This window comes from Treponema denticola, assembly GCF_024400535.1.
Taxonomy (GTDB): Bacteria; Spirochaetota; Spirochaetia; order Treponematales; family Treponemataceae; genus Treponema_B; species Treponema_B denticola_C.
The window spans coordinates 242,004-258,602 of sequence record NZ_CP038800.1; the positions used below are offsets into that span (position 1 = coordinate 242,004).

Annotated in this window: 12 protein-coding genes and 1 tRNA gene; 4 read left to right on the plus strand and 9 right to left on the minus strand. The window is 35.2% G+C overall.

Translation table 11 applies throughout. The annotated features are described in order from the left end of the window. Nucleotides 1-48 precede the first annotated feature (48 nt). Genes E4N78_RS01080 through E4N78_RS01090 form a run of 3 tightly spaced genes read left to right on the plus strand, consistent with a single transcriptional unit; the run spans nucleotide 49 to nucleotide 3,043 of the window. Nucleotides 49-1,404 carry a glycine--tRNA ligase gene (locus E4N78_RS01080; RefSeq protein WP_255811265.1) on the plus strand — a complete coding sequence of 452 codons (1,356 nt, stop codon included), beginning with the start codon at nucleotides 49-51 and terminating at the stop codon, nucleotides 1,402-1,404. Between the two features lie 12 nt (nucleotides 1,405-1,416). Further along, nucleotides 1,417-2,421, plus strand: coding sequence for a CDP-alcohol phosphatidyltransferase family protein (locus tag E4N78_RS01085; protein WP_255811266.1), 1,005 nt, complete (start codon nucleotides 1,417-1,419; stop codon nucleotides 2,419-2,421). Between the two features lie 52 nt (nucleotides 2,422-2,473). Beyond that, the gene (locus E4N78_RS01090) at nucleotides 2,474-3,043 is read left to right on the plus strand and encodes a hypothetical protein (RefSeq protein ID WP_255811267.1); all 570 of its coding nucleotides are present in this window, start codon (nucleotides 2,474-2,476) and stop codon (nucleotides 3,041-3,043) included. Nucleotides 3,044-3,068: 25 nt separating this feature from the next. Here the strand turns inward: E4N78_RS01090 and E4N78_RS01095 are convergent, their stop codons facing one another. Genes E4N78_RS01095 through E4N78_RS01105 form a run of 3 tightly spaced genes read right to left on the minus strand, consistent with a single transcriptional unit; the run spans nucleotide 3,069 to nucleotide 6,121 of the window. Then, nucleotides 3,069-3,974, minus strand: a complete 906-nt coding sequence (locus E4N78_RS01095; RefSeq protein ID WP_255811268.1) for a GNAT family N-acetyltransferase — start codon at nucleotides 3,972-3,974, stop codon at nucleotides 3,069-3,071. 9 nt (nucleotides 3,975-3,983) lie between these two features. After that, nucleotides 3,984-5,654: a glycoside hydrolase family 3 protein gene (locus E4N78_RS01100; protein WP_255811269.1), complete on the minus strand. Its 1,671-nt coding sequence runs from the start codon at nucleotides 5,652-5,654 to the stop codon at nucleotides 3,984-3,986. Nucleotides 5,655-5,662: 8 nt separating this feature from the next. Next, nucleotides 5,663-6,121 carry a hypothetical protein gene (locus tag E4N78_RS01105; protein WP_255811270.1) on the minus strand — a complete coding sequence of 153 codons (459 nt, stop codon included), beginning with the start codon at nucleotides 6,119-6,121 and terminating at the stop codon, nucleotides 5,663-5,665. 82 nt (nucleotides 6,122-6,203) lie between these two features. Between E4N78_RS01105 and E4N78_RS01110 the strand changes: the two genes are divergently transcribed. Continuing rightward, nucleotides 6,204-6,275, plus strand: a tRNA-Cys gene (locus E4N78_RS01110). Between the two features lie 95 nt (nucleotides 6,276-6,370). Here the strand turns inward: E4N78_RS01110 and E4N78_RS01115 are convergent. From E4N78_RS01115 to E4N78_RS01140, 6 genes are all read right to left on the minus strand, one after another. Next, on the minus strand, nucleotides 6,371-7,561 hold the full coding sequence (locus tag E4N78_RS01115; protein ID WP_255811271.1) for a TraB/GumN family protein: 1,191 nt from the start codon (nucleotides 7,559-7,561) through the stop codon (nucleotides 6,371-6,373). Beyond that, on the minus strand, nucleotides 7,548-8,531 hold the full coding sequence (locus tag E4N78_RS01120) for a DHH family phosphoesterase (RefSeq protein WP_255811272.1): 984 nt from the start codon (nucleotides 8,529-8,531) through the stop codon (nucleotides 7,548-7,550). Before E4N78_RS01120 ends, E4N78_RS01115 begins: the two co-directional genes overlap by 14 nt. A gap of 69 nt (nucleotides 8,532-8,600) precedes the next feature. Next, nucleotides 8,601-10,475 carry an ABC transporter ATP-binding protein gene (locus E4N78_RS01125; RefSeq protein ID WP_255811273.1) on the minus strand — a complete coding sequence of 625 codons (1,875 nt, stop codon included), beginning with the start codon at nucleotides 10,473-10,475 and terminating at the stop codon, nucleotides 8,601-8,603. 13 nt (nucleotides 10,476-10,488) lie between these two features. After that, nucleotides 10,489-12,267 carry an ABC transporter ATP-binding protein gene (locus tag E4N78_RS01130; RefSeq protein WP_255811274.1) on the minus strand — a complete coding sequence of 593 codons (1,779 nt, stop codon included), beginning with the start codon at nucleotides 12,265-12,267 and terminating at the stop codon, nucleotides 10,489-10,491. 62 nt (nucleotides 12,268-12,329) lie between these two features. Further along, nucleotides 12,330-14,168: an ABC transporter ATP-binding protein gene (locus E4N78_RS01135; protein WP_255811275.1), complete on the minus strand. Its 1,839-nt coding sequence runs from the start codon at nucleotides 14,166-14,168 to the stop codon at nucleotides 12,330-12,332. Nucleotides 14,169-14,174: 6 nt separating this feature from the next. After that, nucleotides 14,175-15,971, minus strand: a complete 1,797-nt coding sequence (locus tag E4N78_RS01140; RefSeq protein ID WP_255811276.1) for an ABC transporter ATP-binding protein — start codon at nucleotides 15,969-15,971, stop codon at nucleotides 14,175-14,177. Nucleotides 15,972-16,599: the final 628 nt, after the last annotated feature.

Sequence of the window (16,599 nt, forward strand, 5' to 3'; positions counted from 1 at the left end):
AAAAATACTATAATTTGCACTTATAATTGCAATAAGGGAGATATAATTATGGAAGATCATAAAATTTCAATGGAAAAAATTGTAAGCCTTTGTAAAAGAAGAGGTTTTGTTTTTCAGTCATCAGAAATTTACGGAGGCCAGAACGGTGCATGGGATTACGGCCCCTTAGGGATAGAGTTAAAAAATAATGTTTCCCGCGCTTGGTGGAAGGAGATGACCCAGCTTCATGATAATATCGTAGGGCTTGATGCCGCAATTTTGATGCATCCCCGCACATGGGAGGCTTCTGGCCATGTTGAAAATTTTACCGATCCTTTAGTCGATTGCAAAAAATGTAAATCCCGCTTTAGAGCAGATCATTTACCTCCTGAAAACCTTGAAAAAAGAGTTTGCCCCGATTGCGGAGGCGAACTTACCGATACCAGAAAATTCAACCTTATGTTTAAAACTCACATCGGTCCCACAGACGATAATTCAAGCGTTATCTATCTTCGCCCCGAAACTGCACAAGGTATTTATGTAAACTATAAAAATATTATTCAATCAAACAGGATGAAGATTCCCTTCGGCATCGCTCAAATCGGAAAGGCCTTCCGAAACGAAATTGTTACAAAGAATTTTATCTTTAGAACCTGCGAATTTGAACAGATGGAGATGCAGTTTTTTGTAAAACCCGGAACTGATGATGAGTGGTTCGACTATTGGAAAAAACAGCGCTGGGCCTTCTATGAAAAATACGGAGTAAGAACAAATAAGCTCCAATGGCATCAGCACGGCAAAGATGAACTTGCTCATTATGCAAAAGATGCTTATGATATCGAATACGAATTCCCGATGGGATTTAAGGAGCTTGAAGGTGTACATAACCGAACTAACTATGACCTTACACGTCATACCGAATATTCAGGCAAAGATATGCAGTACATCGATCAAGATAACGGAAACGAAAAATATATTCCCTACATCATTGAAACCTCAGCCGGCTTAACGCGAAATGTTCTTATGTTTATTTGCGATGCATATGATGAAGAAAAGGTTGCCGATAAGGGAAATGATGATGATTGGAGAACCGTATTACACTTTCATCCTAATATTGCTCCTATAACCGTTGCTGTTCTTCCTTTGATGAAAAAAGACGGACTTGCAGAGTTAGCCGGAGAAATTAGAAATGAGCTTAAAGAGGAATTTAAAACCGATTATGACCAATCCGGAGCTATCGGAAAAAGATACCGCCGTCAGGATGAGGTTGGCACTCCTTTTTGCGTAACCGTAGATTATGATTCAAAAGAAGATAATACGGTTACATTGCGCTTTAGGGATTCTATGGAACAAGTTCGAATTCCCAGGACGGAATTAATTTCAAGAATAAAAACCGAAATTAAAAACTATAAAAGGGTAAAGTAAAAAGAATCGCAAATGGAAAATTACTCCTACAGTGCAGAGGATAAGTCATTGCTTACTCCTCTGCTTTATAAGTATTTTGTGTTCCCGCTCGTAAAAATTTTACCTGAATCTGTTCCGGCAAATATAATAACCATATTCTCCAATAGCTTTGTAGTGCTTTCATTTATTATCGCCTATCTAAATTATATTCATGATACTTATAGATTTTTGTGGTTGATTCCTATTTTGTGCTGGACTTATATTGTAGGGGACTGTTCGGATGGAATACAGGCAAGGAGGACAAAAACCGGTTCCCCGCTTGGCGAATACTTTGATCATTTTTTGGATAGCTTTGTTACAGGCTTCCTTACCGGTACTCTAATGCTTTGTTTTAGAGTTACAAATCCGGTCTTGCTTTTTTGTGTATATCAGTTTTTATATTTGGGACAAATAGGAACATTTTGGGGACGGTTTAAATACGGTGTTATGCAGTTTTCAACATTTAGTACAAGTGAAGGAACTATGGCCATTGCCCTTATGTCTGCCCTTTCTTCTATCGGTTTTATACGTGAAGCAAGTGTACAAAATATTTTATTCGGTTTTAGTATTCCGTATATAATTATTTTTGCGGCTTTTGGAGCGGCTTGGCTTACGGGCCTAACTGCGGTTTTTAAAACTAAGCAGCACAGTATACGTTTATTTTTGCATATAATTTTTTCTGCTCTAATAGGATTTGTTTTAGTTTGGCATGTAAAAGCTTCAATATTTACACAAACCTTGATTATTACATTTTATAATGCTCTGTTTATTCAATCGATTTTATCGGCTACAGCAGAAAAAGTAAAAGAATCCTTACCGGACTTTTTGGTACCTATCAGCTGTATTCTATATTTTGTAGTGTTTGACTATTCTATGATTATTCAAATTATCCAAATTCTTTATCTTTTGGTTAGAATAATCATAAGGTTTCTTATTTTCTTTAAGAAGTATAAACATTGTTGGTATTGGAAAAATCCTATTCCGGTAAAAAATAATTAAAAAATGCTGTTAAGGTATTGACAAAATCTTTATAAAATAGCAAGGTATAGCCATGGTTAATCCGATTTTTAATGATGAATTTTTAATGTCTCCTGAAATAAAAGATATCGCAGCGTTTGAAATTCCGAGGTTCATAGATGCTGAAGATGGTGAACTGGCATCATCAGCTTTAAAAATATCCAAAGCCTTCGGCAGAGGAGCATCTTTTGAAGTTTATACGGATATAACCAAGACTGATGCTGAAAAAGCATTGATAGAAAGCTTTATGAAAAACATTCAACTTCTTGTCCAAAAAACATGGGTGGAAAAAGATGATGAAGAATGTAAAGAAGATACTTTATATAGGATAAATTCTTTATGCGAAAAACTTATTATATCAGCTAGTCCTTCGGTATATAAAGAATTATTTGAAGAATGTTTTTCCATTTTACAGGATGTTGTTTCTCTCCTATTTGGGGATTTGGTAAAATCCGATTCTTTTATAGAATATGCCTTCCGTATTGATCCCGATTTCGGCTTTTTTTGGTACTATGTTACTTGTCTTGCAAAGGCAGAGCTTATCTCGGCAGAAAAAGCCAGATATGCCGTTTTGCTTGCAATGTTTTTTTTGGCAAATTTCTAATCAAATTAATTAAAAAAATAAAATATTAAAAATATGAAATTCTAAAATCGCAAAATTCGGCAAATCCTATTTTTCTATACATTTGTCTTGCTGCAGAGTTTTTTAACTTTACAAAAAGAGCGAAATTCTTTTTGTATTGAGAGCTATCATTGATCAAGACTAATATATTGGCTGTTGAAGCTCCCTTGTTTCTGTAGTTCGGCTTTGTAAAAACTCCTCCTATTTGATACCAATTAAATCCTGATGCATTTATTCCGGCTTTTGAAATATATTCTCCATCTTTTTTTACAGCATATAAAGCATTATTGTTTATTCTTTTTTTTAAAAGTTTTAAGCATAATTCAGGTGAAGCTTTTACTCCGGGAGCTAGGACTTCGGATTCATTGTATTCTATTTCCATAGGACAAAGAATTTCCGCATCCTCCATCGGAGGTTTTAAAAATTCTAAGTAAGAATTCAAATTATTAGAAGCTTTTACACAAAAGCTTTTTGCTTCAATTGTTTTGTTTTTTAAAACAAGAAGTTTATAATTTTCATATCTGATGGGTTCTAAGGATAAGCTTTGTTTTATTAATTCCTCTAAACGGATGGAAGTTTCTTTTTCACCCATCACGGAAATAGGACCGGTATCTTTTAAAAAATTATTTATTATATATTCTGAAAGATTGTCCGGAATTTTCCTGCAAAAGCAATGGAACAAAACACCGTGAGCTGCCAGAAAAAGAATCCCGACAAATTCTTTTTTACCTTTATCAGATGAGAAAAAGCTTTCGGCTTTTATGAAGCTATATAGTTCCCGCCCTTCATCAAAAAATCTTTTTTGCTTTTTTAAACACTCGGAAAGATTTATACATATATGCTCATATGGAAGAATCTCTTTAATAAAACTGCCGATGTTTTTTTTTGTTAATGGTATCGCAAAGAATTTCATTTAAGCTGCCTACTTTATTCCTGAAATCGGCAGTTTCCCTGTAGGAGTAAAGTCTCCGCAGAGGGCTCCGAAAGCGGCTATAAATGAAGCAGGTGAATAACTGTAAATAGCAATTGCAGTTTTCACATCCGGTATCTTTGATAAAAAAGCCGGCGATAAAACGGAAATAATGATATATTTTTTATTGGGGTAAGCAGCCGTTATTTTTTGTAAAATACTTAAGGAGTATTTGTCGGATAGGCAAAAGATAATTGTGTCAAACCGGCGGGCATGGTAAAAGGCCGAATCTACTTCTATTATTTTTGCTTTGGGAAAACGCTTTAAGCCGTATTTAAAAAAATCTTTATATGCCGAAACGAGGAGAATATCCTCATTTTCATCAGGCCTAAAAGGGATCTCGGCATCCCGAACTATTGTGGTGGAACGGCCTGCTAAATTTAAAAAGAATTTTTGTCCTTCTTTATCTGGAATTCTTTCATCCAGCTTTTCCATATCCGGCATAATGGGAACATGGTTGCTGCTTTTAAAATACTTTAATTTTTCAATCAAAATCCGAAAAGCCGCATCCTTTACCCTTTCTTTAAATTTAGGTTCATCCTTCATAGCCTTAATATTTTCTTTCCAAAAGGCTTGATAATGCCGCGGTGTTGTAGAGGATTCGATTATGTCGTTCCCTGCTTCCAGAGCCAACTTCACGGCCTTTGCAATTCCTCCTGCAAAATTCATAGCACCATGCATCATCATATCATCGGTAATTATAAGGCCTTTAAAACCCAATTCTCCGCGCAGTATATCCATTAAAAGATATTTGGAAAATGTTGCGGGTTCTCCATTAGGTAAGATTGATGAAAAGTTTAGATGCCCCGTCATAATTGCGGGAACATCCGCATCTATTAGATACTTAAAAGGAACTAATTCTCTGTTGCGGAAAATCTCTTCGGATATGCCGATTTTAGGCAAACGGCCGTGACTGTCGATGCTGGTATCTCCATGTCCCGGAAAATGCTTTGCTGTTGTAAGAACCCCCGCATCCCTGCTTCCCCGTACAAAGGCGGCTCCTAAGATTCCCGCAGCATGGGGGGAGTCCCCAAAGGAGCGGGGGCCTATTATTGATGAGTCATGATCCGTTAGAAGGTCTACAGTGGGAGCAAAGTTTAAGTTTATGCCGAGAGCCCTTATTTCTCTTGAAATATAATAACCTGAATAGTAAGAATCTTGAGGTATGCCGGAAGCTCCTATTGCAAGGTTTCCGGGGGTTTCCGAGGTTAGACCCTTTACATGCCTGACCCAGCCTCCCTCTTGATCCGTTGCTACAAAAAGCGGAATACCGAATCTGCCTTCGAGGGATTTTTTTTGTAAAAGCGAAATGGATTTAGCAAGCTTGCGGGAATCTCCGGTATTCCAGCCGAAAACCTTGATACTGCCTAATCCGGAGTCTTCAATCCATGAAATAAGCAAGTCTCCGGGATCTTGACCTGCCCAGCCAAACATAAATGTTTGAGCCAAAAGTTCCTCATCGGTCATGTTCTCAATTATTTCAGCTGCCAGTTTTTCGTTCGGCACCTTATCGTAAAAGTTAGGTAATTTTTTTGCGTCATAATTAGAGTATAGATTAAACATTAATAAAAAAATACAGAAAAAAGATATGCTCTTCTTTGTAAGTGAGATTTTAGTTTTCATAAGTTTGTTTATTCCAGCCAGTAAACCTTATCCGGAGCTTTTTCGGTTAGAAAAAAATTTTCATATCTATTTGAAGATTCTACACGTATGTCATCAGGAAAATATGTCGAATGTAAAAACCAGACAACATCCAACAAGTCTCCAAAGGAGTCCGAGCATGAATACCTGTAATAAAGCTCTATATCATCATCTTCCAAGATTTTTTTTCTTTCAGGATCCGTCTTAGTGTCGGGGTCTATAGCTTCTCTGATATTGCTTCGTAAACCGCCGTACCATGCATGGGTTACCGATAAAAGATTAAGATGCTTTTCTTTATCCATTTTATACAATTCATAAACACCTGACATAGCAGGTACAGCACGGTTAATCTGATACTTATCAGCCTTCGTAAGAGGCGACCATGTAAGAATATAGTGAGGCTGATTTTTAAATATCTTCTTTATAATTACAGGTTCCATGTCAAACATGAGTACATTATACTATTTTTTGATTAAAATTGCTATAAGGCCTTGTCAAACTTTGTATTTTTTGATATACTAACGATAATTTGGCGCCGTACCCAAGTGGTAAGGGACAGGTCTGCAAAACCTTCATTCATCAGTTCGATTCTGATCGGCGCCTTTTCCATTTTTTAGTTTTTTTTCATAATGGGAACCTCCTCAAGAGGTTCCCCTCCTTTTTTATAGCCCGTTTAGCCGTTTTATTGCCTCAACTTTTTATTTGATTAAATTAGCTATAAGGGCAGGAACAGTTATAAATGTTCCTATCGAGCTTCCAAGCGAAGAAAGAATAAAAACAAGAAGAACCTTTGTGATTCTATTTTTATACCAGCCGGATATTTTTGCTGCATCATTTGTAAGGTTTTCCATATCTCTTACCTGAGGTTTTTTTGCCCAAGCCTGTACAAGGCCTGAAATCATTCCTATACCCAAAAACGGGTTTATCGTTGTAAATGGTGCTCCTAAAAATGAGGCGAGAATAGCGAGGGGATGGCCGAGTGCAATAAGAGCTCCTATCGCTGCGAGGCCTCCGTTCCAGAGTACAAAGGATAATAGCATTTGACCGGTTTTTATGCCCCCCCCTCTAAAAAAACCTAGAACAATCAAGCCTATTATAATTATAGGAAATATCCAAGAGGCAATCTTACTTCCTGTGCTTTTCGGCGGAATTACTTCAATGTCGGATACGTCTGTTGTTTTTGTACCTGCTTCCAGTTCTTTTATAAATCGTTCCGTTCCGGGAAGATGGCCGGCTCCTAAGACAGCCACAATTTTTTTACCGCTGCTTTCCCAAATTTTTGATGCAAGATAGCGGTCTCGCTCGTCTATTAAGACGCCTTTTATGTTCGGAAGATATTCGGCCATTTCCTGCATCATGTTATCCATTGCACTTTGATTTTTTAATTTTTCGATTTCGGCTTCTTCAAGTTTTTCGTTTGAAAATGCTGCACTTAAAAGGGTTGCCAATAGTTTTGATCTTCCCCAGCCGCGGTTTTTTGCCCAAGCTCGTTTTAAGGTCGTATGAATTGGGCGGTCGACCATTTCGGTTTTTATGTTTAGTTCTTGAGAAACTTCAATTGCGGCCTTCATCTCATCGCCGGGTTTTACGCCAAGGTCGCTTCCAAGTTTTTTTTGAAAAGAGGCTAGAACCAGATTTGCAAGGAGTAAAAAGCCTTTCCCCTCCCTTAATACTTGGGAAATATTTATTTGTTGCCAAGCATCTTTTGAGGTTAAGGACTTATACCTTACTTCATCCAATTCTACACATACACAATCGGGGTTTTCTTCCCTAATTGTAGATTCAACATCATTGATACTTTCTTTAGAAACATGGGCCGTTCCTAAAAGAATAATTTCACGGTCTTTTAAAAGAATACGCTTTAAAGTTTTTTCGTTATTTTCGTCCACAGTTATTTCCTTGTTCAGAATTAGCTAACTTAATGATAGAGTTTAAAAATGCGGTTTTACCGCAGTATCTTTCTGCATCTATTGCTCCTCCGGCCATGTGTGCATGACCGCCTCCCGAACCCATGTCTTTTACTGCTTCTTGAATTAGCCAGCCTGCATCAAGGTTTTTATCACGGCTTCGTGCGGAGAGTTTATATTCAGGGCCGTCTGTTTCTATTACAATAACAAAAGAAATATCTTTTATCCAAATTAAAAAATCGGCTACAACCGACAAAATAGCTCTTGAGTAGTCTTCACTTAATTCTACAATTAAGAAATTATCTATGCGTAAATAGTTTGTAAAGGCCTGTCCTATTTCTTCGAGGTCGCAGATGTTTATGGTCGTTTTAATCATTTGATATGTTTTTTGCACATCCGATTTAAAGTAGAGTTCGTAATAAGCATCCAGATCAAGTTTACTTACACCTCTGGATAAAAAAGCCGTATCCAGCTGTATACCCGCAATCATTGCCGTCGCAGTCATTCCGTCATATTCTTTTCCGGATTCTTTCCAATAAGACCAAATAATGGAAGAACAGGCTCCGATTCCTACTCTTATATCCGTATAAGCTGCCGTAGACTGAATTCTTTCAGGATGATGGTCTATTACAGCTTTTAAGATACCGCCTACATATTTTACGGTTCCCTTAAAAGGAGAGCCGTCTACAATTACAACTTGGTATTTTTTTAAATCTTCTATTTCATCAAGTTTTAAAAGCGGGTGGTCTAAATATTCTACAAATTCTATTAAAGATAGACTTTGAATATGACCGCCGTAAGCAATCTCTACTTTGTAGCCGTAAGTTTCTAAAAGTTTTAAAAGAGCATAAGCGGCACCCAGGGCATCATGATCGGGAAAATCATGAGTCTGTACAAGTACCGGTTGGTCTTTGCTTAAAACCGAACAAAGTGTAGATAATTTTTCTTCCATAATTAATCCTAAAGTAAACTAAGGAATAATATAACATAAAAAAAAGTGTTTTTCAATCGGCCGGTATTTTTATATTAACAGCTTTTCAATTTCCTCTTCCTTATAATATTGAGCTTGGGCATTCCAGAGCTCATGGTATTTACCTTCTTTGTTTTGAAGAAGATCATCATGGGAACCGTGCTGTACTAACTTGCCCTCATCAAAGACGGCAATCTCATCGCAGAATTTACATGAAGAAAGCCGGTGCGAAATGTAAACGGCTGTTTTGTTTCCGATTATGGTATCAAACTTTGAATAAATTTCAAATTCGGAAATAGGGTCAAGGGCGGCGGTCGGCTCATCGAGTATTATAAAAGGAGAGTCTTTATAAATAGCCCTTGCCATAGCAATCTTTTGAGCTTCACCGCCCGATATTTCAACGCCTCCCTTTTCAAAATCATTGTAGAGGTATGTTTCGATGCCCTTAGGCATTTTTTTAAGCGAATCGGAAAAGCCTGAAAGGTTTAAGGCTTCTTCTACTTTTGCTTTATCGTAGTCTGTTGAAGAGGCTACATTTTGGGCAATGTTTAAAGCAAAAAGGTTAAAATCTTGGAAGACAACCGAAAAAATATCCAGATACTCATCGTAATCGAATTTTTTAATATCGATACCGTTAAGTAAAATTTCGCCTTCGCTCGGATCATAGAGGCGGGTTAATAATTTTACCAGAGTTGTTTTACCGCTTCCGTTCATGCCGACTATGGCAAGTTTTTTTCCTATCTTGAATTTTAGATTGACATTTTTTAATGCATATTTTTCGCTTTGAGGATATTTAAAACTTACATTTTTAAATTCAAAATCGTATTCGTTGTCATCTCTTTTTTCGATAGGAAGACTTCCCTTGTATTTTGTTTCTTTTAAGTTGATATAGCCTAAACAAAGATCGAAGAAATCACAGTTTGCTGCAATTTGATTATAAGCTCTTGTAAGACCTGCAACCGCAAAAACAAATTGAGTAACGGCTCCCGAATATTGAATTATATCTCCTATCTGAATGGCTCCGTAATAGGCCTTTATTCCCACAAAGATATAGATTAAACCTAAACTGAACATGTTAAAAAAGATTTGAGCAAGCTGTGGAAAAAGGCTGAATCTTAAAAATGCGTTTACTATTTTTATTTGAAAATCTTTTGAACTGGTAAAATATTCGTTATATAATTTTTTGTTGTACAGCCGTATATCTTTTCCTATTTTGTATTCCGGAGCAAGACTTACGGCATAACTGTAAGGTCTCATTTCTTCAAAGAGATTGTTTTTCATAAATGCATCTCTTTTTTCCAAAGCTCTTTTATTTATTCTTATACTTAAAACGGATATCAAAATAATAAAGAAAGTGAAAATACTGTTTTGAATCCATAAAGGTATTCCTAAAATCGGAGCATAAGATGTATACATTGGAATTGAAAGAATTAAGCCGATGATAAACAACACAATATTTTGGCTAAGATTATGAATATTCATAAGCTGTGAAAATAAGCCGAAGCCTCCGTTATAATCCATGTTATACATTTTTTCCATTTCGATTTGCAGTTCGGCATCTTCGATAAATTCATAATCCATTGTGGTATTCTTTTTTGCTATTTCCATATTTCGAAGCTGCGTTAAATTTTCCATTCTAAAATAGGAATTGTGCCCTATAAATTTTTCGCATAAGAATAATAATAAATTTATTGCAATGCTTATTCCTGCAAGCAAAAATAAGTGCTCTTTAGGTAAACCTTGTGAGAGAGCGTTTATAATCTTTTTAAGCATGTAGATATTCACAAAGGGACGCAAGCCTGTTACGATACCTATCAATGCATAATTAAAGCAAAGCCCCTTATCCAAAGTATTTAAAAACTTAATCGACTTAAAAAATGTAGAAATAATTTCTTTTGTTGTATGACCTTTTTTTTCTAATAACATCGTTTCCTCCCTATTATTTTTCCGTATAATATGTTGACTGTATATTAAACATTTCGGCATACTTGCCGCCCTTAGCCATAAGGCTTTCATGGGTTCCCTCTTCGATAATTTTTCCGTCTTCTATTAAAATAATCCTGTCACAAAATCTTGTAGAAGCCAATCTGTGCGAAATAAAGATTGAAGTTTTGTTTTGAGTCATTTTATTGTAATGCTCGTATATTTCACTTTCGGCTATCGGGTCTAGGGCTGCAGTAGGCTCATCCAAAATAAGGATTGGGGCATCTCTATATAAAACTCTTGCAAGCATTAACCGCTGGTTTTGTCCTCCCGATAAATCGACGGCTTCTTTTCTTGTACTTTTTACCAAATAAGTATTTTCTTTTTGAGGAAGTTCTAAAATAGTTTTTTCAAAGCCGGAGTCTTTTACTGCTTTTTGGAACTTTGTTTCATCATGTGAATCGGAAGATGCACATATAATATTTTTAATTGTTTCAGGAGGTATAAAGGTCTCTTGAAACACCGCTCCAAAAATCGGAAGGAGTTCATCTTGGGAATAGTCCTTTGTGTTTTTTCCTCCTATAAAAACATCTCCTTGAGTCGGGAAAAATAAATTCATAATCAAATTGATGAGGGTTGTTTTTCCTGCACCGTTTACTCCGACTATGGCAATTTTTTCGTTTTGTTTAATATTCAAGTTAATATCTTTTAAAATAAGCTTATCCGATTCGGGATATTTATAAGAAACATTTTTTAATTCTATATTAAAAGAAACCGGCAGGGGTGCTCCCTTGCTTTTACGGTTATCATTACATGTGTCAAAAAAATTACGAAGATAATCCAGCTTTAGACTGCCTGTACGCAATTCGGTTATTTGGGTGGAAAGGGAAATAAGCCAATCAGAAAAACTTGTAATAATAGGAAACAGGAAAACAAATTGGGCTATTCCGATTTTTCCTGTAAATATTTGAGTAATAAGATAAAAGTATGCAAGGCCGTCTCTGATAAATACAAAAAGTCCTGCGATTAAATCGCCTAGAAAACGCTTGCCGCTTAATTTCCGCTCCCATCTTCTTCTTTCGTTGTTGTAGGTTTGATAGCTTTTAAAAAACCAATCGGACATTTTATATAGTCTTATATCTTTTGCATATTTATAATTGATACTCTTATAAGCAATGTAGTGCAGCTTACGGTTTACTCCCTTATTTTGTTCGGTTATCTTTTCATCATAATTTGTTAGAAAAATTCCATAAAAATAATTTGTCAAAAATGAAATAAAGATGATTAAAATTAAAACAGGTTGTATATTGATGATTAATGGAGCAAATGCAATTATACCGAAAAGACTTGTTAAAAAATTTGCGGTTATATTTGCAGACTGTCCTGTAATAGCTATATCTCCGGCAATTGCTTCTATTGCAAGGTCGAAGCTTTGAGCAAAGGAAACTGCTGCCATTTTTTCATAATCAACCTTTATTGCGTGTTTACTTAGCTCTTTTGAAAACCTTCCTCTTTGCCTTTGCCCCTTCATTTCGAGCAGCCATTTTACGGTTTGTTCTAAAAGCACTGTAACGGCAAGAGCCATTGCTATTAAAAGAATTTTTAGCAGATAGGATTGAAGCTCCGTTTTATTTTGTAAACCCTCGATTACAGCCCTCGGTAAAAAAGCTTGCAGGTAAGGCATAAGTATTGCAATCGGTACACAGGCAAATATAAGTAAAAATAATAGCTTGTCGGTTTCGGCCATGTTTTTTAGTAGATAGCCCCAATTCCGTAAAACACCTCGTTTTTTCATTTTAAATTCCTCCGAATATTTTATATAGTTAAAAATCCTTATGAGCTTTTAAAAGATGTTATTTATTTTAACAGCTTTTCAATTTCTTCTTCCTTATAGTATTGAGCTTGGGCATTCCAGAGCTCGTGATATTTACCCTCTTTGTCTTGAAGAAGAGCATCATGGGAGCCGTGCTGTACCAACTTACCCTCATCAAAGACTGCAATTTCATTACAGAATTTACATGAAGAAAGACGGTGCGAAATATAAACGGCTGTTTTGTTTCCGATTATGGTATCAAATTTTGAATAAATTTCAAATTCGGAAATAGGGTCGAGGGCAGCGGTAGGCTCATCGAGTATTATAAAAGGAGAGTCCTTGTAAATAGCCCTTGCCATCGCAATCTTTTGAGCTTCACCGCCCGATATTTCGATTCCGCCTTCTTCATAGTCTTGATAGAGATAGGTTTTTAAACCTTGCGGCATTTTTTGTAAAGCCTTTTCAAAGCCGGCTTTGGTTAAGGCTTCTTCCGCTCTTTTTTCATCATATTCCATCGAAGCTGAAATATTTTGTCCCAACATAAAAGAGAAAAGTTTAAAATCCTGAAAGACTACCGAAAATATATCCAGATACTCGTTATAATCATACTTTTGGATATTGATACCGTTTAATAAAATTTCGCCATCCGTCGGATCATAAAAGCGGGTGAGGAGTTTTATCAAAGTGGTTTTTCCACTGCCATTCATGCCGACTATGGCAAGCCTTTGGCCTATTTTAAATTTTAAGTTCACATTTTGTAGAACATATTTTGAAGTTTTAGGATATTTAAAACCGACATTTTTAAATTCAAACTCATACTCGTTATCATCCCGTTTTTCAATCGGAAGAGAGCCTTCGTATTTTCCGTTCGATAAATTAAGATAATCGAAGATGGTCTTAAAATAATCTTTATTGGCATAAAGACTTGAAATCGACATGATGATAAGAGTTACGGCATCGGCAGTTAGTACTGCAATGCCCGTATACTGAACAATATCACCTAACTCGATAAGACCGTAATAGGCTTTGAATCCTGCATAAAAGTATACAAGCAAAGAAGAAAAAATTGTCATCAGTCCCGTTTGAACATTGCACTTAAATAGATTATGAGACAGCCGTTTATAAAAATTTTTCACATTATTATTGGAATTTTTTAACACACTTGTAAGTAAATTATAATTATAAAGACGGGCATCTTTTCCCGATTTGTAATCATCGTTAATATTCATATATGCACGAAGTAGTCTGTTAAAAAATACAGCATCCTTCTCAAACATTGCCTGCATTTTGGTATTAAATTTTTTGGAAGCCAGTATTGAAATAAGACTGAACGAAAAAAATAAAAGAATAAAAATCGTATTCCATAGCCAGTTGGCTATAGGAATAAGCTCCGATTGCATCGTAAAAAGATTTATGGAAAAAATTATTGCAAAAATAAAAGTCAATACCGAATTTATTATTGCACCGAAATGCCTGCCTACATGATAGATACCGTAATTTCCGAAGTTGTCATATTCTCTCATCTTTGTAAGACCTAACTGAAGATCAGTGTCTTCCAAAAATTCGTAATCGAGTTTCATAGTTTTTTTATTTATTTCCATATCCCTTTTATACAGTATGATACGGAATCTGTTAGTTTGAGTCTCTTCTGAAAATCTTTTTATCAAGATTAAAACAAAGTTACTTATAAGGGCTATAAGACAGAGAAATAATATTTCTTCTTTTGTTTTACCCTTTACAAAAGCATTGATGATGAGTTTTACCAAATAAAGGTTTATAAAAATATCGGCTGAACTTACAATTTGTTCTAAAATCAAGGATGTAAATAAAACCTTATCCGTTTTATAAGAAAATTTAATAATATCTTTTATACCTGTTTTCATTTTATTTTATTCCTTTATTTTATTGTCTTGATAGTATGAGCTTTGTATATCGAACATTTTTTTATATTCTCCGTTTTGTTTTATTAAGTCCGAATGACTTCCTTCTTCTATTATTTTACCGTTCTCGATTAAGATAATTCTATCGCAAAAACGGGTTGATGCCAGTCTATGCGAAATAAATATAGAAGTTTTATCCTTTGTCATATTATTGTACTCGGAATAAATTTGACTTTCCGCTATAGGGTCAAGAGCCGCTGTAGGTTCATCTAAAATAGAAATATGTCCATTTTTATATAGAGCTCTTGCAAGCATAAGACGCTGTTCTTGTCCGCCTGAAAGGTCTATCGCATTAGGCCAAACTCCTTTTACAAGATAGGTGTTTTCCTTTTCGTTTAAGTTCTCAATAGTTTTTTGTAAGCCGGATTGTTTTAGGGCAGAATCAAAGTCATCTTGGTTAAATTTTTTATTTCCTGCGGTAACCAGATTTTTAATAGTATCGGGTAAAACATACATATCCTGAAAAACAGTTGAAAATAAAGAATAGTATTCATCAATATTGTATTCGTTTATATTTTTTCCGTTTAATAAAACTTCACCTTCAGTGGGTTGAAGCAAATTCATTATCAAACAGGTCAGGGTAGTTTTTCCGGCTCCATTTACTCCGACTATTGCAAGTTTTTCTTTATCTTCTATGCGCAAATTTAAATCTTTAAAAATATATCTCTCAGATTCGCCATATTTAAAAGAAACATTTTTTAACTCTATATCGAATTTTTTAGGAAGAGGAATGCCTTTACCTTTGGTTAATCCGTCATCAAGCTCGCAAAAATCGCGGTAATAGTCTATGCTTAAACTTTCTCTTTTTAAGAGAGTAATCTGCGAAATAATTCCCAATAACCAGCCTGAAAATGTTTTTATAATAGAAAATAAAAAGATAAATTCTCCTATGCCGATCTCTTTGTTTAAAACCATTCCGGTTAAATAAATATAGGCAAGGCCGTCTCTTAAAAATATAAAAAGAGCCGATATAGTGGCACCGATAAAATTTACGGTTTTTATTTTTCCGTAACATTTGTTTATTATTTTTAAAGAACTCTTATATGCTTGCACTATCCAAGTTTCTATCTTGTAGAGTTTTATATCTTTAGCAAATTTATAATCACAAGCCCTTTGCGTAAGATACCTCATCTTATGATGTTCTTTTTTTAAGACTTCATTTATTTCTTTATTCTTTTTTATCTCATATTTTCCGTAAAAATAACTTACTGTTCCCGATATAAAAATTAATCCGATAAGAATAGGATTGATAGAAGCAATAAGGCTTCCGAAAAAGAAGATGCCGACAATACTTACAATAAGGCTGCTTATTTTCTTCGGGAACTGCTGGCTTATTGAGTAATCATTATCTATCATATCTCTTGCTTTTTCCAAACTTAAAATTCCTTCTTGTGAAGCAATATTTTTATATGACATCGTCCACATTTTTTTGTAAAGCTCTGTCATAAGCTCTATTCTCCGGTAAGATCCGCGGCAATTAAACCTTGCATTGAGGAAGGTTTCAAGAGCTTTTAAGGCTGCTACAATAAAGGCTATAATCAAAAAATTTTGAATAAAGACGGAAATTCCTGCCTTATTTTGAATCGATTCTATTACCGCCCTAGGCAAGTAGGCACTTGCAAGAGGCGAAAAAACAAAGACCGGTATGTACAAAACCATCAGAAAAAAAAGAATCTTATCGGTTTTAAGAATGTTTTTTAACATATAAAGGCTGTTTTTTATAAGGCCTCTTTCTTTTGACTCCATAAGAGTTGCCCTCCAATGAGCCTTATTATACAATAAAAACTAAGGTTTTGGGAGAGAATGGCGTAGATGGTATCAGATTTGGCACAAACGGTGTTTTGAAACGGCGGCCATCTTCTGCGTTACTTCAAAAAAAACAATCCTCGACGTGCAAAAAGTACGCCTGCAGGTGTTTTTTGTTTGCGCCTTGAATCTACTCCGCCTATTTTCAAAAGAACTCATACTATATAACCGCAAAGATGCTAAGAGCGCAAAGGATTTTTTTAATTTTCTTTAAAATATACTATTTTTTTCAAATAATCCCTATAAATATAATGAGGAGGAAGAAAATAAACTAAAAAAATAATAGGAGAACACAAATGGTAAAAAGATTTGAAAATTTAACATTTACAGACGATTGATTAAAAATGTACCTCCTTGTATATTTTTAATCTAAGAGTTTTGCTGTGCAAAACTCTCGAAGCAGGAACCTCCGCCATCCATGACGGGCTTTTAACATCTTATCTTTGCGTAGACAACTTTAAATTTCGCTCAGAAACTTTGTTTCCTAACTCAACCAACGAATTGGCCATAAACTTTGTAAAAATGAGGGATTCCAAAGGACTGTAAGTCCTTTGGCAGCGCGAGTACA